Origin of the sequence: Stenotrophomonas sp. SKA14 (genome assembly GCF_000158575.1) — a bacterium.
In the GTDB taxonomy this organism is placed as follows: Bacteria; Pseudomonadota; Gammaproteobacteria; order Xanthomonadales; family Xanthomonadaceae; genus Stenotrophomonas; species Stenotrophomonas forensis.
On record NZ_DS999412.1, the window covers coordinates 4,532,908 to 4,550,371 of the forward strand.

Here is a 17,464-nt window from a genome sequence, read left to right on the forward strand (position 1 = left end):
CCCACAGGAAACCCGCTTCTGCTGTTGCTGTTGCTGTTGCCGGCCAGCGGCCGGCACTACCACGGGTGCAGGGCCGCAGGCCCTGCCGACCCACCCGCTACCTGGCAGCGGCGATCTGCTTTTCGATGTCAGCAGCCGTCACCGGGCCAAGGAAGGTGTGCGCCAGCTTGCCCTGCGGGTCCAGCAGATGCGTCAGCGGCAGGCCGCGCGGCGTGGCGAAATCGGCGGGCGGATCGAACGGGTCCACGATCACGATCGGATAGGTGACCGGATGCTTGGTCAGGAACGCCTGCATCTCGGGCGCTTCGATGTCCTCATAGGCCAGACCGACCACCTCGATGTTGCTGCGCATCGCATGCAGCGCCGACAACTCCGGCATCTCCTTGCGGCACGGCGCGCACCAGGTCGCCCAGAAATTCACCACCACCCACTTGCCACGATGTGCGGCCAGGTCGTACTCGCTGCCATCCACCGCCTTCATCTTCAGCGTCGGGAACTCGGCGGTGGCGCGCTCGGCCGGGGTCTCCTCGACCGGTGCAGGCGTGCTCGGTGTCGGTGCCTGCGCCGGCGGCTGGCTGCTGGACGGGGTCGGTTCCTGCGCCGGCTTGCAGGCGGCAAGGGCCAGCGCCAGGGCCAGCGGGAGCAACAGCAACGGGGTCTTGCGGGTCATGGCGTGTCTCCGGAGTCAGTATAGATATCGCTGACCTTGCGCTTGAGGCGTTCGCGCAGGGGCAGTCGCAGGTCGTCCAGTGCCGCCAGGGCGGCCCGGCCCAGGCTGTCGTCGCGGTATGGCAGGTGCTGCTCGGCTACCGGGATGCGCAGCTGGGTGCATTCGTACAGGTCGGCCAGGCTGACCTGGTCCAGGTCGCGCGACAGCAGCCACTCGCCTTGCTCGTCGCGGCGCAGCAGGCCGATCTCCTGCAGGTTGCAGGCCAGGTCATGCAGCAGGGAGTCCGTCAGCATCGGCTCCAGCCGCAGGATTTCATCATCGGCCAGGCCCCTGCCCTTCAAGCGTGCATGGTGGAAGCGACCGAGCAGGCGCAGCAGGCCGTAGAACTCGTAGCCCTGCGGCAGGCGCAGCTCCACCGGCTGGTAGCGGAAGGCGGCCATCGACGAGGACAACGACGCGCCCAGCAGCACGGCCACCCAGCACAGGTAGATCCACAGCAGCAGAATCGGCACGAAGGCGACCGTGCCATACAGCTTCTGGTAGGACTGGAAGCTGCCCAGGTAGGCGCCGATGCCCCACTTCACCAGTTCCAGGATCACCGCGGCCAGGATCGCGCCGGGCACCGCGTGCCGCCATTTCACCGTGTGGTGCGGCACCACCCGGAACATCAGCGTGATGCACACGAACTCGATCAGGATCGGCGCCAGCCGCAGTGCCAGTTCAGCCAGCCAGCGACCTTCCTGGGTGCCGAACAGCGGCATCGCGAACACCCGCGCCGATACCGCCAGCGAGGCGGCCGCCAGCATCGCGCCCAGGGTCAGTACGGTCCAGTAGACCAGGAAGCGGGTCAGCTTGGGCCGGGTCGAACCGACCCGCCAGATCTGGTTGAAGGTCTCTTCAACACTGTTGAGGGTGATCAGCAGGGACACCACCAGCGCGATGAAACCGGCCGCGGTCAGCTGGCCGGCACTGGCCGAGAACTGCCGCAGGTAGCCCTCGGCCGCCCGCGCGGCATTGGGTACGAAGTTGGAGAAGACGTAATCGCTGAGCTGGTCGCTCCAGCGGTCGAAGACAGGAAAGGCCGAGAGCACGCCGAACACCACGATCGCCAGCGGCACCAGCGCGAACACCGTGGTGTACGCCAGCGCCGCCGCTGCCTGGAACAGGCGGTCGTCGAGGAAGCGATGCCACAGGAAGCGGCCGAAACTGATGGCCCGTGCGCGATCCCGCGCGCGCTCCATCCACAGGTTGAGCGTATCCAAAGGTTCCATCGGCGAAAGGGTACCCGATGCGGAATGCTCGCAGGATAGCCATACTGGTGGCCAGACGACGAGGAGAAGCGGGCACGATGGGCGAGATTCTGGTGCTGTACTACAGCCGGGGCGGTTCGGTGGCACGGCTGGCGCGCCAGATCGCGCGGGGCATCGGCGAGGTGCCGGGCATGGGCGCGCGCCTGCGCACGGTACCGCCGGTGGCCGCGGTAACCCAGACCGCGCAGCCGCCGGTACCCGACGATGGCGCCCCCTACGTGAGCGTGCAGGACCTGGTCGAGTGCCAGGGCCTGCTGCTCGGCAGTCCGACCCGATTCGGCAACATGGCCGCGCCGGTGAAGCACTTCCTCGATGGCCTGGGCGCCGAATGGGTCAATGGCACGCTGTCGGGCAAGCCGGCCGGGGTATTCACCTCGACCGCGTCGATGCATGGCGGCCAGGAGTCGACCCTGCTGTCGATGCAGGTGCCGCTGCTGCACCACGGCTGCGTGATCGTCGGCATACCGTTCACCGAGCCGGCACTGAGCCATACCACCAGTGGCGGCACCCCGTACGGTGCAAGCCATGTGGCCGGTGCTGCCGACGACCCGCAACCGACCGACGACGAGGCCGTGCTGGCCCGTGCGCTGGGCCGCCGGGTGGCCGACATCGCGCAGCGGTTGGCCCGATGAACCGACCGCCGCGCACGCTCCTGCTGTTGGCCTTGATGGGGCTGGCTGCGCTGTTCGCGGGCTGGTTCATCAATGACAAGCACTGGCTGGCCACCCAGCTGGTGTTCACCGCGCCGCCGCTGGCGCTGGCCTTTGCGCTGCGGCTGGGCTGGCGCAAAGCCGGCTTCTGGGCCTCGGTACTGGCCCTGGGCTGGTTCAGCCACGGCGTGATGAGTGCCTGGAGCCACCCGGAAACACGCTGGCTGGCGCTGATCGAGATCGCACTGGCCCTGCTGGTGATCTTCAGCGCCAGCCTGCCGGGGCTGCGCGCCCGCTTCGGCAAGCGACGCTGACGCTGCGGCCGCCGGGCCGTATCATCTGTGTTCCTGGCCCCGCGCCGCTGTACCTGTCCTGGTTTCGCGCATGCACATGATGGAAGAGCTCCTGGTCGTCACCACCGGCGGCACGATCGACAAGATCTACTTCGACGACAAGTCGGACTACCAGATCGGCGATCCGCAGATCGGCATGATCCTGCGCGAGCTGGGCGTGACCTTCCGTTTCAACGTGATTCCGATCCTGCGCAAGGACTCGCTGCACATCAATGATGAGGACCGCGAGCTGATCCGCGCCACCATCGCCGCGCAGCCGACCCGCCACGTACTGGTGACCCACGGTACCGATTCGATGGTGCAGACCGGCAAGGTGCTGGCGACGATCCCGGACAAGACCATCGTGATGACCGGCGCACTGAGCCCGGCCCGTTTCCGTGGTTCGGATGCAGAGTTCAACATCGGCTGTGCGATCGGCGCGGTGCAGTCGCTGCCGACCGGCGTTTACATCGCGATGAACGGACGGATCTTCGATCCGCAGCACGTGCGCAAGAACGTGGCGGCGAACCGCTTCGAGTCGGTCTGAGGAACGGCGTGCCGACCAAGGTCGGCACCTACCCAATGAAAAACGCCCCGGCCGAAGCCGGGGCGTGCCCATGGAGAGGGACTTGGGCTCAGTACTGCGCGTTCAGGGTCAGGCCCGAGAAGGTGCTGTACGCCTTCACCCGCACATACCAGGTGCCGGCGGCCGGGCTGTTGATGGTGCAGGTCTCACTGTTGCCACTCAGGTACGGGCGGCAGGTGTAGGTGGTGTCGGTCGGGGCACTGCCCTGGCGCACATACAGGTCGGCATCGCCGCTGCCGCCACTGATCGCCACGCGCAGCTGCGTGCTGCCAGCCGGAACCGCGACGGTGTAGTTCAGCTCGGCACCGGTCGCAGCACCCAGGCCGGTCACCGGCACATTGTTCTGCAGCACGTTGCCACCCGGGTTCGGGCTGCCACCGTTGATGGCCGCAGCGACTGCAGCATTGGCGTCGATGATGCCGGCACCGCAACCACCCGAGCATGCACCCGGCAACGGACGTGCGGTGCTCTTGATGATGCTTTCAACCTGCGCGGGGCTCAGCGGGCTCGGCGCGACCGCCTGCATCAGCGCAACCACGCCGGCCACGTGCGGCGCCGCCATCGAGGTGCCGTTGTAGGACGCATAGGTGGCGCTGCCCGGGGTGGTGGTGCCGGTGTTGAGGGTGGACAGGATGCTCTGGCCCGGGGCCGAGATGTCGATGCCAGCGCCGTAGTTGGAGAAGCTGGCACGCGCACCGGCCGAGGTGGTGGCCGCCACCGCGATCACGTTCGGGCAGTTGGCGGGCACCGACGAGGACACGTTGGTGTTGCTGTTGCCGGCGGCCACCACCACGGTGGTACCCCGGCCAACCGCACCATTGATCGCATTCTGGTAGGTGGTCGAGCAGCTGCCGCCGCCGCCCAGCGAGAGGTTGATGACCTCGGCCGGATTGGCGTTGGCCGGCACGCCACTGACGGTGCCGCCGGATGCCCACACGATCGCATCGGCGATGTCGGAGGTGTATCCGCCGCACTTGCCGAGCACGCGTACCGGCACGACCTTGGCGTTGAATGCGGTGCCGGCCACGCCATTGGCGTTGTTGGTCACCGCCGCCACCGTGCCGGCGACGTGGGTGCCGTGCCAGCTGGAGTTGGAGGCCGGAATGCCCGAGCCACACTCGTTGGCGCCGTACCAGTCGCCTTCGTCATTCGGATTGTTGTCGCGGCCACCGCCATCGCGCGCCATCGCCGCGTCGCTGATGAAGTCGTAGCCGGGCAGGATGTTGGCATTCAGATCCGGATGATTGGTGATGCCGGTGTCGATCACTGCCACCACCACACCGGTGCCGGTGGACTTGTCCCAGGCCGGCTGGATGTTGATGCCGGCATTGGAGGTGCCAAAGCCCCACTGCTCGCTGAAGCGGGTGTCGTTCGGCGTCAGCGTGGCGCGCATGATCTGGTCGACCTCGACGTACTCCACGTTCGGGTCGGCGGCCAGCTTGCGCATCAGCAGCTCGGATTCGGCCTGGTCGAGCGGACGATCGGTCCTGACCACGGTCGGGCCGACGGCCAGCTTGCGCACTTCCTGCAGGCCCAGCGCGCGGCCCTGGCTGCTGGCGAGGCCGGCGGCGGCCGTCTTCAGCGAGGAAGCCAGTGCGGTGGTATTGGCCACCGGCGCACTGCCGTCACGGTACTTCACGATGAAGCGCTGGTGTGTCGGCGCGGACTGCAGGCCGCTGAGCTGGACGTCACCGGCCAGCGCAGGCGTGGCCAGCAGCAGCGATGACAGAACGGACGCACCAAGGACCACCCACACTCGACGCACACGCGGTTGCGTTACCTGGGACATCGTATTTCCCTTTCTAGTGGTGTGAATGCCGGAATCGGCAGAAGCACCGGCCCGAACCATGGGCTGGCTTGCGTTGGCGAGGTTCGAAGTCCGGCGAGTCAGCGGATCCCCCTTTTGATCCGCCGTGCAGATGACGCTAATGACCAAAACCGGACACCACAAGATTTTCAGCGTCTTTTCAGCAAGATGAAATGTCTGATCTGAGACTTTCCGGGTCGAGGGTTTGTGAAGGTGAAGGAACTTTCGCGCGCCCTGCACGGCCCTGACTGGGGGACGTCATGTCCACGCATGACTTTGCCGACATCGGCGTCCGCTCACCAACGGGGACGGCCGCCCGGCATCGCAACGGCCATCACGCATGCGCTTCGGGGAACAGCGCTACCGTGCCTGCGCAACATCGGCGGGACGGATCTGCTGCCCCTTGACCGGCTCACCGCGCGCGACGGGCTGGCCATCGGCAAGGTAATCGGAGAACTGCGCCGGCAGCGCCGCGCCGACGCCGAATGCAGGCCCTGCCTGCAGCTGGTAGTGCAGGTGCGGCTCGGAGGAACTGCCGCTGTTGCCACAGTCAGCCAGATGCGCTCCGCTGCGGACCCTCTGCCCCCGTGCGACGCGCACGCTGCCCTGCCGCAGGTGCGCCAGCACCGAGTACTCGTCATTGCCGTGGTCGAGAATGACCCGGTTGCCGGTGAGCTGGGCCGCATTCATCTGGCCGGGCACGTTGTCGGCAACACTGCCGACCACCTCAACCACGGTGCCGTCGGCAGGCGCGAGGATCGGGCGACCGAAGCAGAAGTAGTCTTCATTGCGCAACCCGTCGCCGCGGTGTGATCGGCCCTCGCGGACCATCAGCAGGTCCAGCGCGAAGCGCTGCCCCGCGTGGGCCGCATGGTAGTTCTGCTCGATGCTGCGCCCACCCCAGAACACGAAGAACTCGTCGGCGAACGGCAGTTGCAGGCGCGTGCGGGTGGTGTAGTCAAGGAACCGGCTGGCCGCGGCCTGCGGGGGCGAGGACTGTTCGGGGCGGATGTAGAAGCCGCTGATCCGCCCCTCGGCGTCGAGTGCCCACAGCACCTGGACGATGCCCGGCCGCTTCTCGAAACGAGCCTGGCGCAGATAGGTGTCGTTTCCGTCAGCGCTGCCAACCTTCTCGCTGACCACTTCCGTTTCCGCGCCCCAGCCGGAGATCACCTGCTCGCGCAGTGCCACCAGGTTCTGCCTGGACTGCAGCGCCGCCTGCATCTGCGGCGTCATCCGCTCCCACAGGGCGTCGATGTGTCCCTCGTAGAACTGCGTGGTCAACGCCGCCCCCTGCTGGCGCGGATCGCTCGTCGCGGCCCTGCCGCCGAGGGCTGGAAGGGCGAGAACCAGAACTGCAATCAGGCGTGGAAGCAATGTCATGTCAGGGCTCCTTGCGATCCGGAACGGGAATGCCGGCGACGATCGCCGCCAGCTGCGTGCGGTACTCGGTAAGGGCCTGTCGCCCCACCGGAGTCAGCTGCAGGGTGGTCAGGGGACGCTTGCCCCTGAACGTCTTGTCGATGGCAACCAGCCCGGCCGCCTCGAGCTTGCTCAGATGGCTGGACAGGTTGCCCTTGCTCAGGCCACTGAGATGCTCGACGAAACCGAACTCGGCCGATTCGGCGCCGGCCAGGATCGAGAGGATCAGCAGGCGTGCCGGTTCGTGGATCAGGCGATCAAGCTGCAGCAGCGTGCGGGCATCAGGCAATCTGCTCATTCGAGGTGTGTCCGCCCCGCCATGAACATGCGCATCTCGGCCTGCAGGCGGAGGAAGCGCTGGTGGTCACGCCAGCCGACGACGATCAGCGCGATGGACGCCAGCGGAAACACGGCGGTGCTCGGCTCGAACCCATAGGTCTGCCCGGTGAAGGCCAGCGCGGCCTGGCACATCAGGAACACGCCCACGATGAACTCCAGGGGAGTACGCAGCCAACGCCACACCACCCAGGGGAGCATCGCCACCACCCCGAGGTAACCGAGTGCGCGCAGGTCCCAGGGCCGCTCCCCCATCGGGGCCAGCCGGGTCAGCACGCTGCCGACCACCAGCACGCTCACCAGCGCGGTGAAGGCGATGAAGAATCGCTGGAAATTGCGCTCGACCGGCGTGACCTGCTCCTCGACCTGGCCCAGCCGCTGGTAATAGCGGCGCGCAAGCCACTGCTTGCCGACGATCCACAGCACGGGCATGGCGATCAGCACGATGCGCAGCGCCAGGGTGGCCGGCAACAGGACGCCGGCCAGGAAAGAGGCCAGGCAGGCAAGGCCACCGGCCATCGCCGACAGGCCGCCGGCGCTTCGCGAGTACCGTGAGTATTCGCGGGTCAGCGCCTGCAGGCGCGAGGAAGGGTCGATGACGGACGGCTGCTGCATGACATGCTCCATCGGGGCGCTTGAATTAAGTTTGCATTGCAAACCTATTTGCGTCAACTACTCCCGGCAGCGATGCGGCGGCCCCATAACGCAGAAAGCCCGTCACGGGGACGGGCTTTCCGGGAACGCGGTCGAGCCTGGCTCGACGCTATCGTTCGGTGCGGGCGATCAACCCAGCTTGACCAGCCAGTTGTGGCGGTCCGGCAGACGGCCGTACTGGATGTCGGTCAGTTCCTTGCGCAGCGACATGGTCACTTCGCCGGCCGGGGCGTTGATGTCGCCGACCGAGAAGCCCTCGCCCTTCAACTGGCCGATCGGGGTGACCACCGCCGCGGTGCCGCAGGCGAACACTTCGCTGATCGCACCGGAGGCCACGCCGTCCTTCCACTCGTCGATGCTGACCTTGCGCTCTTCGACCTTCATGCCGCGGTCGCGCGCCAGCTGCAGGATGCTCTCGCGGGTGATGCCCTCGAGGATGCTGCCGGACAGTTCCGGGGTGACCAGCGTACCGTCCTTGTAGACCAGGAACACGTTCATGCCACCCAGTTCTTCCAGGTACTTGCCCTCGACCGGGTCGAGGAACAGCACCTGCGAGCAGCCCTGGGCCTGCGCCTTCTGCTGCGGCAGCAGCGAGGCGGCGTAGTTGCCACCGCACTTGGCGGCACCGGTGCCGCCCTTGGCTGCACGCGCGTACTCGGTCGACAGCCAGATCGACACCGGGGCCACGCCCTTGGCGAAGTACGGGCCGGCCGGGCTGGCGATGACGTAGTAGCCGGCCTTGTGCGCGCCGCGCACGCCGAGGAAGGCTTCGTCGCCGATCATGAACGGACGGAAGTACAGGCTGGACTCGTCGGCCGACGGCACCCAGGCGCTGTCCACCGCGATCAGCTGCTTCAGCGATTCAACGAAGATCTCCACCGGCAGTTCCGGCAGCGCCAGGCGCTGCGCCGAACGCTGCAGGCGACGGCCGTTGGCATCCGGGCGGAAGGTCCAGATCGAACCGTCGGCGTGGCGGTAGGCCTTGATGCCTTCGAAGATTTCCTGGCCGTAGTGCAGCACGGCCGCAGCCGGGTCCAGCTGCAGCGGGCCGTAGGCGCGCACGTTGGCGTTGTGCCAGCCGGCATCCTTGTCCCAGCGCACTTCCACCATGTGATCGGTGAAGTGCAGGCCGAAGCCCGGCTTCTCCAGGATCTGGGCGCGCTCTTCAGCGCTGCGCGGGTGGTCCGAACGGGTGACGGCGAAGCTGGGAATGGACTGGGACACCGGAGATTTCCTGTTCTGGTTGCGGGTAGTGCCGGGCCCGCGTCGCTGCGGGCCGTGGGTCAAAGCATGCCGGTCTCGAGCCGCGCCGCTTCGGACATCATGTGCTGGTTCCACGGCGGGTCGAACACCAGCTCGACGTCGGCCTCGGCCACCGTCGGGATCATTTCAAGCTTGCTGCGCACATCATCGACCAGGATGTCACCCATGCCGCAGGCCGGTGCGGTCAGGGTCATCTTCACGTCGATCTCGCGCTGGCCTTCGTCCAGATGCTTGATCTCGACCTCGTAGACCAGGCCCAGTTCGACGATGTTCACCGGAATTTCCGGGTCGAAGCAGGTGCGAAGCTGCTGCCACACCAGCTGTTCCACCTGTTCATCGGTGGCGTCGGCGGGCAGCTCCAGCGGTGCCGGGGCCTCCTTGCCGATGGCGTCGCCGTCCTTGCCGGCGATGCGGAACAGGTTGCCCTCAACGAACACCGAGTAACTGCCGCCCAACGCCTGGGTGATGTACCCATAGCTGCCGGCGGGCAGGGTCACGGTATCGCCCTGCGGGACCATGACGGCCTCGCAATCGCGTTCGAAGTGGACAGGTTCGCTGCTACGGGAATACATGGGGACCGATATGGGGCCGTGGCCGAGGCCACGCAAGACGGCATTCTAGCCCAGCCGCCCTGCCACCGCCGGTGCACTGCGGCAAACCACAGTATCCTGTGGGCGATCTTCTGGGAGCTTCGATGTCCTCCAATGCCGCGCGTGCCAGGACCGTGACCTGGCTCTGGCCCTTCATGCTGTTGCTGGGCCTGGTTGTTGCTCCCCTTGCCTGGATGGTGCTGGCGCTGATGACCGGTCGGCAGGTCGGCTGGATGGCGGTACTGACCGCACTGGAACTGGTGTTCATGCTGCGCATGGGCACGCTGGGGCCGGGCCGCCTGCGCATCGCGCTGGTCGTGCTGGGCACGCTGCTGGTTGCCGCCGTGGCCAACTGGACCATCGCCAGCGCCTGGATGGGCGGCTCGATCGGGCTGGGTTTGTGGGACGCCAGCCTGCGCATGGGCCCGCACCTGGCCTGGACCCTGATCACCCTGGCCAATGGCGCGATGGAATGGCTGTGGCTGGCCGTGGCCGTGCTCGTCGGCGCCTGGCTGGCGCGCTGACCCCATCGGCAGGTAGTGCCGGCCACTGGCCGGCAGAAACGTGCGGACCCAGGTCCGCACCTACCAAGTGCAGCCACCATGCGTGGATGGGGGTAGTGCCGGCCGCTGGCCGGCAGAAGCGTGCGGACCAAGGTCCGCACCTACCAAGTGCAGCCACCATGCGTGGATGGGGGTAGTGCCGGCCACTGGCCGGCAGAAGCGTGCGGACCAAGGTCCGCACCTGCCGCTCCTGCGGATCCGACCCGACCTTCAATGCCCGCCGTCGAGCGCCTTCAGTTCACTTACCAGTGAGGCCGCCGCTTCAGCACCATCGCCGTACAGCATGCGGGTGTTGTCGGCGTAGAACAGCGCATTCTCGATGCCGGCAAAGCCAGTGCCCTTGCCGCGCTTGATCACCACTACATTGCGCGCGTTGACCACGTCCAGCACCGGCATGCCGTAGATCGGGCTGGCCGGATCGGTACGCGCGACCGGATTGACCACGTCGTTGGCACCGATCACCAGCACCACGTCGGTGTTGGCGAACTCCGGGTTGATGTCATCCATGTCGGCGATCAGGTCGTAGGGCACACCGGCCTCGGCCAGCAGCACGTTCATGTGCCCGGGCATGCGCCCGGCCACCGGGTGGATGGCGAACTTCACCTTCACCCCGCGCTGGCCCAGCCGCTGCGCCAGTTCCCAGATCTTGTGCTGGGCCTGTGCCACCGCCATGCCATAGCCGGGCACGATCACCACGCGCTCGGCGAAGGCCATCATCGCGGCCACGTCGGCCGCATCGATCGGCTTCTGCGAACCGGTGATGGCCTGTGCTTCACCGCCGGCACCACCACCGAAATTGGAAAACAGCACATTGCGGATCGGCCGGTTCATCGCCTTGGCCATCAAACGCGTCAGCAGGATGCCCGCCGCACCGACCATCATGCCGGCGATGATCAGCGCCTCGTTGCCCAGCACATAGCCTTCGAACGACACCGCCAGGCCGGTGAACGCGTTGTACAGCGAGATCACCACCGGCATGTCGGCGCCACCGATCGGCAGCGTCATCAACACGCCCAGCGCCAGCGCCAGCACGAAGAAGGCGACGATCGCCCAGGTGCTGAGCGTGCTGGCGGCGATGATCGCCAGGACCACCACCGCCAGCGCCACCACCAGGTTCATCACCTGCTGGCCCGGCCAGGTCACCCGCTTGTCGAGGCGGCCATCCAGCTTGGTCCAGGCGATCACCGAGCCGGACAGCGACACCGCACCGATCGCCGCACCCACCACCGCCAGCAGCAACACCGTGCCCGACGGTTGGCGCGCGGCCAGGTCGGCCAGTGCCTGCTCGCTCCAGTGCGTGGTGTCACGGTGGGCCAGGAAGGCATAGCGCAGCAGCTCCACTGCGCCGATGGCCGCGGCCGAACCGCCACCCATGCCGTTGTAGAGCGCCACCATCTGCGGCATGTCGGTGATGGCGACCTTGCCGGCCGACCACCAGGCCAGCCCCGCGCCGAGCAGCAGCGCCACCAGGATCAACGGCACGTTGTGCAGTTCGGGCAGGAAGAAGGTCGCCGCCGTGGCCAGCAGCATGCCCAGCCCGGCCCAGCGGATGCCGCTGCGTGCGGTCAGCGGCGAGGCCATGCGCTGCAGGCCCAGCAGGAACAGCGTAGCGGCGACGAGGTAGCTGGCCTTGACCAGCCAGTCGAGCAGTTCGACGGTGCTGATGTTCAAGCTTGCGGCTCCTTCGATTGGTCCTTGCCACCCTTGGGCGCGCTCGGCTTGAACATTTCCAGCATGCGTGCGGTGACCACGTAGCCACCGGCGGCGTTGCCGGCTCCAAGCACCACGGCGAGGAAGCCCAGCGCTTTTTCCAGCGGCGTCTGCGCATGCCCCAGCACCACCATCGCACCGATCAGCACGATGCCGTGGATGAAGTTGGAACCCGACATCAGCGGGGTATGCAGGATCACCGGCACCCGCGAAATGATCACGTGGCCGGCAATGGCCGCCAGCATGAAGATGTACAGCGCTACGAACCCGTCACTCACTGGCAACGCTCCCGCTCTGTCTTCGTGGGCCCATCATAACCACGGGCTGAACCCGGCGCGTACCCCGCGTCAACCGAAGCGACGCTCACGCGTTGTCGATGGTGACCCCAAGCGAGGAACCGTACCCTGTGCTGGTGAGCAGCCCTGTCCCCCCGAGCGCCGAGACCGATGCCCTGCCGGCGTCGCTGGAAGCGTTCCTGGCCAGCGTCGGCCCGCGTGCGTTTCGCTTCGCCGAGGCTGGCCTGCGCCAGCGAGAAGACGCCATGGATGCGGTGCAGGACGCGCTGATGCGCATGCTGGATTATGCCGACAAGCCGGCCGCCGAGTGGGCGCCGCTGTTCTGGAGCATCCTGCGCCGGCGCGTGATCGACCTGCAGCGCCGGCGCCGCTTCCGCCTGCCGTTCTGGCGCGACAACCAGGACGCCGACGGCGGCGAGATCGACTGGGCCGACCCCGGCCCGGACCCGGCGCAGGCGCATGAGCAGCGCCAGCAGTACCAGCAGCTGGTGCAGGCACTGCGCACGCTGCCTGCGCGCCAGCGCGAGGCCTTCACCCTGCGCGTGCTGCAGGACCTGGACGGGGCCACCACTGCCCACGCCATGGGCTGCAGCGAAGGCGCGGTAAAAACCCATCTGGCACGCGCCCGGCAGGCGCTGCAGGACTACCTGGAGACCCACCCGTGAACCGCTCCCTGCCCTCCGATGACACCCTGCGCAGCCTGCACGCGCAGTCGCTGCAGGCGCTGTCGCCGGCCACGCTGGCCCGGTTGCGCCTGGCCCGCCACGGCGCCACGGCGGCCCATCGCGGGCGCTGGCGCTGGTGGCTGGCCAGTGCCTGTTCGCTGGTGGTGGCGCTGGGTATTGGCCTGCAGTTCAGCGGCCACGGCCCCGTGATGGGCCCCGCGCCGGCACCCGTGCTGGCCTCGGTGGAAGACAACAGCGCGCTGTACGACGAAAATCCCGATCTGTACCTGTGGCTGGGCGATACCGACCTGGCGATGGAGTGAAACCATGCCCCGTTTGAACATCCTGCCGCTGTTGTTGAGCCTGTCGCTGCTGCCGGCCGTCCCGGCGCTGGCGCAGAGCGCCGCGCACACGCCTGCCGCGCGCCCCCTGCCGGCCACGCCCCTGCCAGCGTGGGAACAGCTGAGTGAAGCCCAGCGCGAATCCCTGCTGGCACCGCTGCGCGACCGCTGGAACGGCGCCGATGCCGGCCAGCGCCAGCGCATGCTCTCGCATGGCCAGCGCTGGCAGTCGATGAGCCCGGAGGAGCGCGACAAGGCCCGTCGCGGCCTGCGCCGCTTCGAACACATGAGCCCGGAGCAGCGCGAACAGGCGCGTGCCCTATTCGGGCAGATGCGCGACATGCCACCGGCGCAGCGCGAAGCCCTGCGTGAGCGCTGGTCGCAGATGACCACGGAGCAGCGCAAGGACTGGGTGCGCGACAATCCGCCGCCGGCGAAGCCACGGTAAGCCTTCGGGATAGCGGGGGTCAGATCCCTTTGCCAGAGGCAAAGGGATCTGACCCCACGGCATTCACGACTGCCAGCGCGTCTTCGCCAGCAGTTCGTCTTCCCAATCGAAGCCGAGCTGGCCCTCGCGCACGAACAGCGCGACGAAATTGAGCAGGTTGCGCGCATACATTTCGCTGGCCTGGGTCGCACCACGGCTGGCCAGGCCCAGCGGGCCATCGATGGTCACCCCTTGATGCTCGATGCACTGGCCCGGCTGGGTCAGCGCGCAGTTGCCGCCGCTCTCTGCGGCCAGGTCCACGATCACGCTGCCAGTGGCCATACCCTCCACCATCGCGGCGGTCACGATCGTCGGTGCCGGGCGCCCCGGCACTGCCGCCGTGCAGATCACCACATCGACGCCGCGCAGATGGTCGGCCAGACGGCGCTGCTGTTCGGCACGCTCCTCATCGGTGAGCGCGCGCGCATAGCCGCCCTCGCCGGCCGCGCTCACGCCCAGGTCGAGGAAGCGCGCACCCAGCGACTGGATCTGCTCGCGGGTTTCCGGGCGCACGTCGAAGCCCTCCACCTGCGCGCCGAGCCGGCGCGCGGTGGCAATCGCCTGCAACCCGGCCACGCCGGCACCGATCACCAGCACCTTGGCCGGCCGCACGGTACCGGCGGCGGTGGTCAGCATCGGGAAGAAGCGCGGCGCGCGCTCGGCGGCGATCAGCGCGGCCTTGTAGCCGGCCATGCCGGCCTGCGAACTGAGTACGTCCATCGCCTGCGCACGGGTGGTGCGCGGCAGCTGCTGCAGCGGAAACAGGTGCAGACGATCGTCGGCAGCGAGTGCAGCCAGGGCCGGATCGCTGGCCGGGGTCAGCAATCCGACCACGCTGGCACCCGGCTTGAGCTTTTCCAGTATCCCCGCAGGCGGTGCCTGCACGCACAGCAGGATGTCGATCTCGCCCCAGCGCTGCGCATCGAACGCACGGGCACCGGCATCGTCATAGGCGGTATCGGTGAAGCCCGCCGCCAGGCCGGCACCGCTTTCGTACCAGACAGTGATGCCCAGGGCACCGAGCTTGCGCGCGGTCTCCGGTGTCAGCGCCACACGCCGTTCGCCCGGCGCGGTCTCCTTGATCCCCAGCAACGCCACGGCCATGCAGGTCCCCGCTGATCGGTGAGTTTTCCCGATCCTAGCAGGCGGCCCCGCTCAATGCAGGGTGGCGCTGCCCGGGTCCAATCGATCGATCACACCCTGCATCGCGCTGTCGAAGGCGCCATCGTCAACGTGGGCACGCAGGCGGCCCAGCCGCACCATGACTGCCAGCTCTTCCGGCGAGGCCACGCAGAAACGCACACCACGGCGGTTCACGAACAGCAGGCGCGATGAAATGGGACTGACCCAGGACAGTTTGCCGGCCTGGACCTTGCCATCCTTGTCGACGAAGTCCAGCCAGTTGCCGATTTCCATGCGACGGAAGCGATCGGCGTCGGCATTGTCGAAGTCATCGGCATCGATCTGCCCCCCCAGTTCCACTGCCGGCGACTCGGCCACCGGCGGTGCCGGCAGTGCGACCTGCGGCAGCTCCGGCAGCGCGCGCTGCAGTTCCGGCCGGGACTCGGCGATGCCCTGCAGGGTGTCATGCAATGCGTCGATGGCGCCGGTGGCCGCGTCGCCATGTACGCCGACACTGGCAAACACCTTGGCCAGCACCGGCTGCCAGGCCTGCAGCCACGGCTTGCCGACGATCTGGCGGCGGGCCTCGGCCACTTCCTCCAGCAGGCCGTCACCCAGGCCCAGGGCCTCGGCCACCGACGCGCCCTCCTCGCCCTCGCGCAGCAGCGCCAGGGTCAGGTGGTGCTGCCATGGCTGGCGCAGGAACTCGGCGATGGCCGGCGGCAGGGTGGCGTCGCCAATGCGGCGGTCCAGCTCGGCGCCGGCACGGGTACGGGCCATTTCCAGCTTTTCCTGGCCGCGCTGGGTCTCGGCGGCGCGACGCTCGGCGATTTCCACGCGGCGGCGATGCTGCACCAGAAACTCGCGGAATTCTTCTTCCAGGGTCAGGAAGATCGCCAGGTTCTCGTTGAACTCGGCCACCAGGCGCTCGATGATCTCCTCGACCTTGGCCATCAGCATGCGCTCGGCCTGGCTCTCGCCGGTGTTGCCTTCGCAGGCCTCGGCCAGCGAATTGAGCAGCTTGCGGGCCGGGTGGGTCTTCTGCACGAACATGCGGCGGTCAAGCATCGCGACCTTGACGAACGGCACCACCAGGCGGCCGATCAGCTCGCGCGAGCGGCCTTCCAGTTCGCGCTCGTCCAGCATCACGTCAAACAGCATGCCGACCAGATCGATCGCATCTTCGTCCTGCGGGTCCAGCCGGGTCTGGCCCGGGTCGACGCCCAGCCGGGTGGCGCTGGACAGCACCTCGCTCTTCAGGCGCTGCGCCAGTGATTCACCATCCTCGCCGATCGCTGCACGCAGCGTCGCACTGGGCGTGGCCTGCAGCAGCGACAACACCGACATCATCTCGCGCTGGCTGAGCGGGCGCTGCTGGCCGATCGCCACCTGCGCGGCCGACGTCGCATCCTCACGTACGTGGCGGGTCTGCTGCAGCAGTTCGTGCAGCGCTTCCAGCAGCATGCCCTGCTGGCCGGCGTAGGCCTCGCCAGTACCGCTGTCTTCGCCCGGCAGGTGCTGCTGCATGTGGCCACGCCGCTCGGACCAGCGCGCGGCAAAGCGCTGTGCCCAGGCCGGCGCAGCCTGTTCGTCATCGCCGAACTCACCGTCGAGGCCCGCGCCCTGGCGCTGTTCCACCAGGTCGTCCAGGGCCGAGGCCAAGCGCGGGTCGGGCGTAGCCGACGGCGCACGCCGTGGCGCCCCCATCTGCGACATCACGCCGGCCGCAGCCAGTTGTTCGTCAAGCTTCTCGTAGATGCGGCCGACCGGTGCGCGCAGGTCGCGCTCGCACAGCTTGATCAGCACCAGGTGCACTTCCGGGGCCAGTTCACAACCGGCAAAGGCTTCGTGGATGGCGACACCCAGATGCTCGGGACTGATCGGGTTGTGATCGGCATCCAGTTCACTGCCACCGATCAGCCGGCCCAGGCGGCGGTCGAGCCGCGCCAGCACCGGTTTGAAGTCACGCAGCAGCACGGTGGCGAAGTTGCGCACCGCCAGCCGCGATTCCAGCACATGTTCCGCCAACAGGCTCAGGCCGTCCTCGGCCGGGCCGGACAGGGTCGTTTCGGCCGACAGCGGTTCACCGCTGGCCAGCGCCTCCCAGGCCCGCTGCAGATGGCCGGCAAAGGCGGCCGCGATATCCTCGCGGCGGCGGCGCAGTTCACGCATCGCATCCAGGAACAGCAGCTGCGACGAACCGGCATTGCCGGCCCGGTCGAACAGGGCATCGTCGAAGCGCGCCAGTGCGGCCCCGAAGGCCTGGCACAGCGCCGGCAGGACCATGTCCCGGGCACGCTGGAGCTGGGCCGGGTCACGCCCCGGCGATCCCATCGGTGTGGGCACGCTCATCATTCGGGAAGGCTCCCCACCTTCTCTGGTACGACAGACAGCATGGACATCGCGACGGCCGGCACACCCCATGCACCGGTACGTCGATGGTAGGCCGGCCAGCCCGTCACGGACAGTGAAACAGTCCTCACTTCAAACCTCATGACCGGCGGCCCGGCAAGATAGATATCGTAAGCCGTGCAAGGCCTGCGAGGCGAGGGGAAGCGGCCGTCCGTTTCCCGCCAGTGGCATGACGTTCATCACAGTTTGATATTCAAAGGCCGGACGCGACACAAACGGCGTCGTTGACCACCCCGACTATAATCAAA

Annotated in this window: 19 protein-coding genes; 7 read left to right on the forward strand and 12 right to left on the reverse strand. The window is 67.7% G+C overall.

Translation table 11 applies throughout. From position 1 onward, the window contains the following. Positions 1-97: 97 nt before the first annotated feature. Both SSKA14_RS20820 and SSKA14_RS20825 read right to left on the reverse strand, forming a co-directional pair. Entirely contained in the window at positions 98-670 is a 573-nt protein-coding gene (locus SSKA14_RS20820; protein WP_040008788.1) for a TlpA disulfide reductase family protein, read from the reverse strand. After that, positions 667-1,941: a YihY family inner membrane protein gene (locus SSKA14_RS20825; protein WP_004154462.1), complete on the reverse strand. Its 1,275-nt coding sequence runs from the start codon at positions 1,939-1,941 to the stop codon at positions 667-669. The genes SSKA14_RS20820 and SSKA14_RS20825 overlap by 4 nt, the downstream gene beginning before the upstream one ends. A gap of 77 nt (positions 1,942-2,018) precedes the next feature. On the opposite strand from SSKA14_RS20825, the gene wrbA reads away from it, so the two are divergent. The 3 genes from wrbA (at position 2,019) to SSKA14_RS20840 (ending at position 3,509) form a co-directional block, all read left to right on the forward strand. Beyond that, a complete protein-coding gene (gene wrbA, locus SSKA14_RS20830; RefSeq protein WP_008268065.1) occupies positions 2,019-2,612 on the forward strand; it encodes an NAD(P)H:quinone oxidoreductase in 594 nt (197 codons plus the stop codon). Beyond that, positions 2,609-2,944 carry a DUF2069 domain-containing protein gene (locus SSKA14_RS20835; protein WP_040008791.1) on the forward strand — a complete coding sequence of 112 codons (336 nt, stop codon included), beginning with the start codon at positions 2,609-2,611 and terminating at the stop codon, positions 2,942-2,944. Before wrbA ends, SSKA14_RS20835 begins: the two co-directional genes overlap by 4 nt. A gap of 79 nt (positions 2,945-3,023) precedes the next feature. Beyond that, a complete protein-coding gene (locus tag SSKA14_RS20840) occupies positions 3,024-3,509 on the forward strand; it encodes an asparaginase domain-containing protein (RefSeq protein ID WP_040009892.1) in 486 nt (161 codons plus the stop codon). Between the two features lie 88 nt (positions 3,510-3,597). Here the strand turns inward: SSKA14_RS20840 and SSKA14_RS20845 are convergent, their stop codons facing one another. The 6 genes from SSKA14_RS20845 to sufT all read right to left on the reverse strand — a co-directional run bounded on the left by SSKA14_RS20845 (position 3,598) and on the right by sufT (position 9,602). Next, entirely contained in the window at positions 3,598-5,337 is a 1,740-nt protein-coding gene (locus tag SSKA14_RS20845) for a S8 family peptidase (RefSeq protein ID WP_040008795.1), read from the reverse strand. Positions 5,338-5,715: 378 nt separating this feature from the next. Then, positions 5,716-6,738 carry a M23 family metallopeptidase gene (locus SSKA14_RS20850; RefSeq protein ID WP_008267981.1) on the reverse strand — a complete coding sequence of 341 codons (1,023 nt, stop codon included), beginning with the start codon at positions 6,736-6,738 and terminating at the stop codon, positions 5,716-5,718. 1 nt (position 6,739) lies between these two features. Continuing rightward, the gene (locus SSKA14_RS20855; RefSeq protein ID WP_004154344.1) at positions 6,740-7,075 is read right to left on the reverse strand and encodes a transcriptional regulator; all 336 of its coding nucleotides are present in this window, start codon (positions 7,073-7,075) and stop codon (positions 6,740-6,742) included. Then, the gene (locus SSKA14_RS20860) at positions 7,072-7,728 is read right to left on the reverse strand and encodes a hypothetical protein (RefSeq protein ID WP_040008798.1); all 657 of its coding nucleotides are present in this window, start codon (positions 7,726-7,728) and stop codon (positions 7,072-7,074) included. Before SSKA14_RS20860 ends, SSKA14_RS20855 begins: the two co-directional genes overlap by 4 nt. A gap of 168 nt (positions 7,729-7,896) precedes the next feature. Beyond that, positions 7,897-8,991 carry a branched-chain amino acid aminotransferase gene (locus tag SSKA14_RS20865; protein ID WP_004154341.1) on the reverse strand — a complete coding sequence of 365 codons (1,095 nt, stop codon included), beginning with the start codon at positions 8,989-8,991 and terminating at the stop codon, positions 7,897-7,899. A gap of 59 nt (positions 8,992-9,050) precedes the next feature. Further along, positions 9,051-9,602 (reverse strand): putative Fe-S cluster assembly protein SufT, encoded by a 552-nt coding sequence (gene sufT / locus SSKA14_RS20870; RefSeq protein ID WP_004144911.1) that lies wholly within the window; start codon positions 9,600-9,602, stop codon positions 9,051-9,053. A gap of 122 nt (positions 9,603-9,724) precedes the next feature. Between sufT and SSKA14_RS20875 the strand changes: the two genes are divergently transcribed. Further along, on the forward strand, positions 9,725-10,144 hold the full coding sequence (locus SSKA14_RS20875) for a hypothetical protein (protein WP_040008801.1): 420 nt from the start codon (positions 9,725-9,727) through the stop codon (positions 10,142-10,144). A 249-nt stretch (positions 10,145-10,393) separates the two neighbouring features. On the opposite strand, the gene SSKA14_RS20880 is transcribed toward SSKA14_RS20875, so the two are convergent. Next, on the reverse strand, positions 10,394-11,854 hold the full coding sequence (locus SSKA14_RS20880; protein WP_008266899.1) for an NAD(P)(+) transhydrogenase (Re/Si-specific) subunit beta: 1,461 nt from the start codon (positions 11,852-11,854) through the stop codon (positions 10,394-10,396). Beyond that, on the reverse strand, positions 11,851-12,171 hold the full coding sequence (locus SSKA14_RS20885) for an NAD(P) transhydrogenase subunit alpha (RefSeq protein ID WP_008267585.1): 321 nt from the start codon (positions 12,169-12,171) through the stop codon (positions 11,851-11,853). Before SSKA14_RS20885 ends, SSKA14_RS20880 begins: the two co-directional genes overlap by 4 nt. 98 nt (positions 12,172-12,269) lie before the next feature. Between SSKA14_RS20885 and SSKA14_RS20890 the strand changes: the two genes are divergently transcribed. From SSKA14_RS20890 to SSKA14_RS20900, 3 genes are read left to right on the forward strand one after another with little or no spacing between them, the layout of a single operon-like run. Beyond that, positions 12,270-12,854 (forward strand): RNA polymerase sigma factor, encoded by a 585-nt coding sequence (locus SSKA14_RS20890; RefSeq protein ID WP_008268548.1) that lies wholly within the window; start codon positions 12,270-12,272, stop codon positions 12,852-12,854. Next, on the forward strand, positions 12,851-13,177 hold the full coding sequence (locus SSKA14_RS20895) for a hypothetical protein (RefSeq protein WP_040008805.1): 327 nt from the start codon (positions 12,851-12,853) through the stop codon (positions 13,175-13,177). Before SSKA14_RS20890 ends, SSKA14_RS20895 begins: the two co-directional genes overlap by 4 nt. Positions 13,178-13,181: 4 nt before the next feature. Further along, positions 13,182-13,643 carry a DUF3106 domain-containing protein gene (locus SSKA14_RS20900; RefSeq protein WP_008266014.1) on the forward strand — a complete coding sequence of 154 codons (462 nt, stop codon included), beginning with the start codon at positions 13,182-13,184 and terminating at the stop codon, positions 13,641-13,643. A 63-nt stretch (positions 13,644-13,706) separates the two neighbouring features. On the opposite strand, the gene SSKA14_RS20905 is transcribed toward SSKA14_RS20900, so the two are convergent. Beyond that, positions 13,707-14,786 (reverse strand): NAD(P) transhydrogenase subunit alpha, encoded by a 1,080-nt coding sequence (locus SSKA14_RS20905; protein WP_008265526.1) that lies wholly within the window; start codon positions 14,784-14,786, stop codon positions 13,707-13,709. Between the two features lie 51 nt (positions 14,787-14,837). Continuing rightward, the gene (locus SSKA14_RS20910) at positions 14,838-17,159 is read right to left on the reverse strand and encodes a DUF1631 domain-containing protein (protein ID WP_040008807.1); all 2,322 of its coding nucleotides are present in this window, start codon (positions 17,157-17,159) and stop codon (positions 14,838-14,840) included. Between the last annotated feature and the right edge of the window lie 305 nt (positions 17,160-17,464).

Excerpts from the sequence above, each read along its gene's own strand:
- SSKA14_RS20820 (WP_040008788.1), bottom strand. The coding sequence starts at position 670 with ATGACCCGCAAGACCCCGTTGCTGTTGCTCCCGCTGGCCCTGGCGCTG.
- SSKA14_RS20825 (WP_004154462.1), bottom strand. The coding sequence starts at position 1,941 with ATGGAACCTTTGGATACGCTCAACCTGTGGATGGAGCGCGCGCGGGAT.
- wrbA (WP_008268065.1), top strand. The coding sequence starts at position 2,019 with ATGGGCGAGATTCTGGTGCTGTACTACAGCCGGGGCGGTTCGGTGGCA.
- SSKA14_RS20835 (WP_040008791.1), top strand. The coding sequence starts at position 2,609 with ATGAACCGACCGCCGCGCACGCTCCTGCTGTTGGCCTTGATGGGGCTG.
- SSKA14_RS20840 (WP_040009892.1), top strand. The coding sequence starts at position 3,024 with ATGGAAGAGCTCCTGGTCGTCACCACCGGCGGCACGATCGACAAGATC.
- SSKA14_RS20845 (WP_040008795.1), bottom strand. The coding sequence starts at position 5,337 with ATGTCCCAGGTAACGCAACCGCGTGTGCGTCGAGTGTGGGTGGTCCTT.
- SSKA14_RS20850 (WP_008267981.1), bottom strand. The coding sequence starts at position 6,738 with ATGACATTGCTTCCACGCCTGATTGCAGTTCTGGTTCTCGCCCTTCCA.
- SSKA14_RS20855 (WP_004154344.1), bottom strand. The coding sequence starts at position 7,075 with ATGAGCAGATTGCCTGATGCCCGCACGCTGCTGCAGCTTGATCGCCTG.
- SSKA14_RS20860 (WP_040008798.1), bottom strand. The coding sequence starts at position 7,728 with ATGCAGCAGCCGTCCGTCATCGACCCTTCCTCGCGCCTGCAGGCGCTG.
- sufT (WP_004144911.1), bottom strand. The coding sequence starts at position 9,602 with ATGTATTCCCGTAGCAGCGAACCTGTCCACTTCGAACGCGATTGCGAG.
- SSKA14_RS20875 (WP_040008801.1), top strand. The coding sequence starts at position 9,725 with ATGTCCTCCAATGCCGCGCGTGCCAGGACCGTGACCTGGCTCTGGCCC.
- SSKA14_RS20890 (WP_008268548.1), top strand. The coding sequence starts at position 12,270 with ATGGTGACCCCAAGCGAGGAACCGTACCCTGTGCTGGTGAGCAGCCCT.
- SSKA14_RS20900 (WP_008266014.1), top strand. The coding sequence starts at position 13,182 with ATGCCCCGTTTGAACATCCTGCCGCTGTTGTTGAGCCTGTCGCTGCTG.
- SSKA14_RS20905 (WP_008265526.1), bottom strand. The coding sequence starts at position 14,786 with ATGGCCGTGGCGTTGCTGGGGATCAAGGAGACCGCGCCGGGCGAACGG.
- SSKA14_RS20910 (WP_040008807.1), bottom strand. The coding sequence starts at position 17,159 with ATGATGAGCGTGCCCACACCGATGGGATCGCCGGGGCGTGACCCGGCC.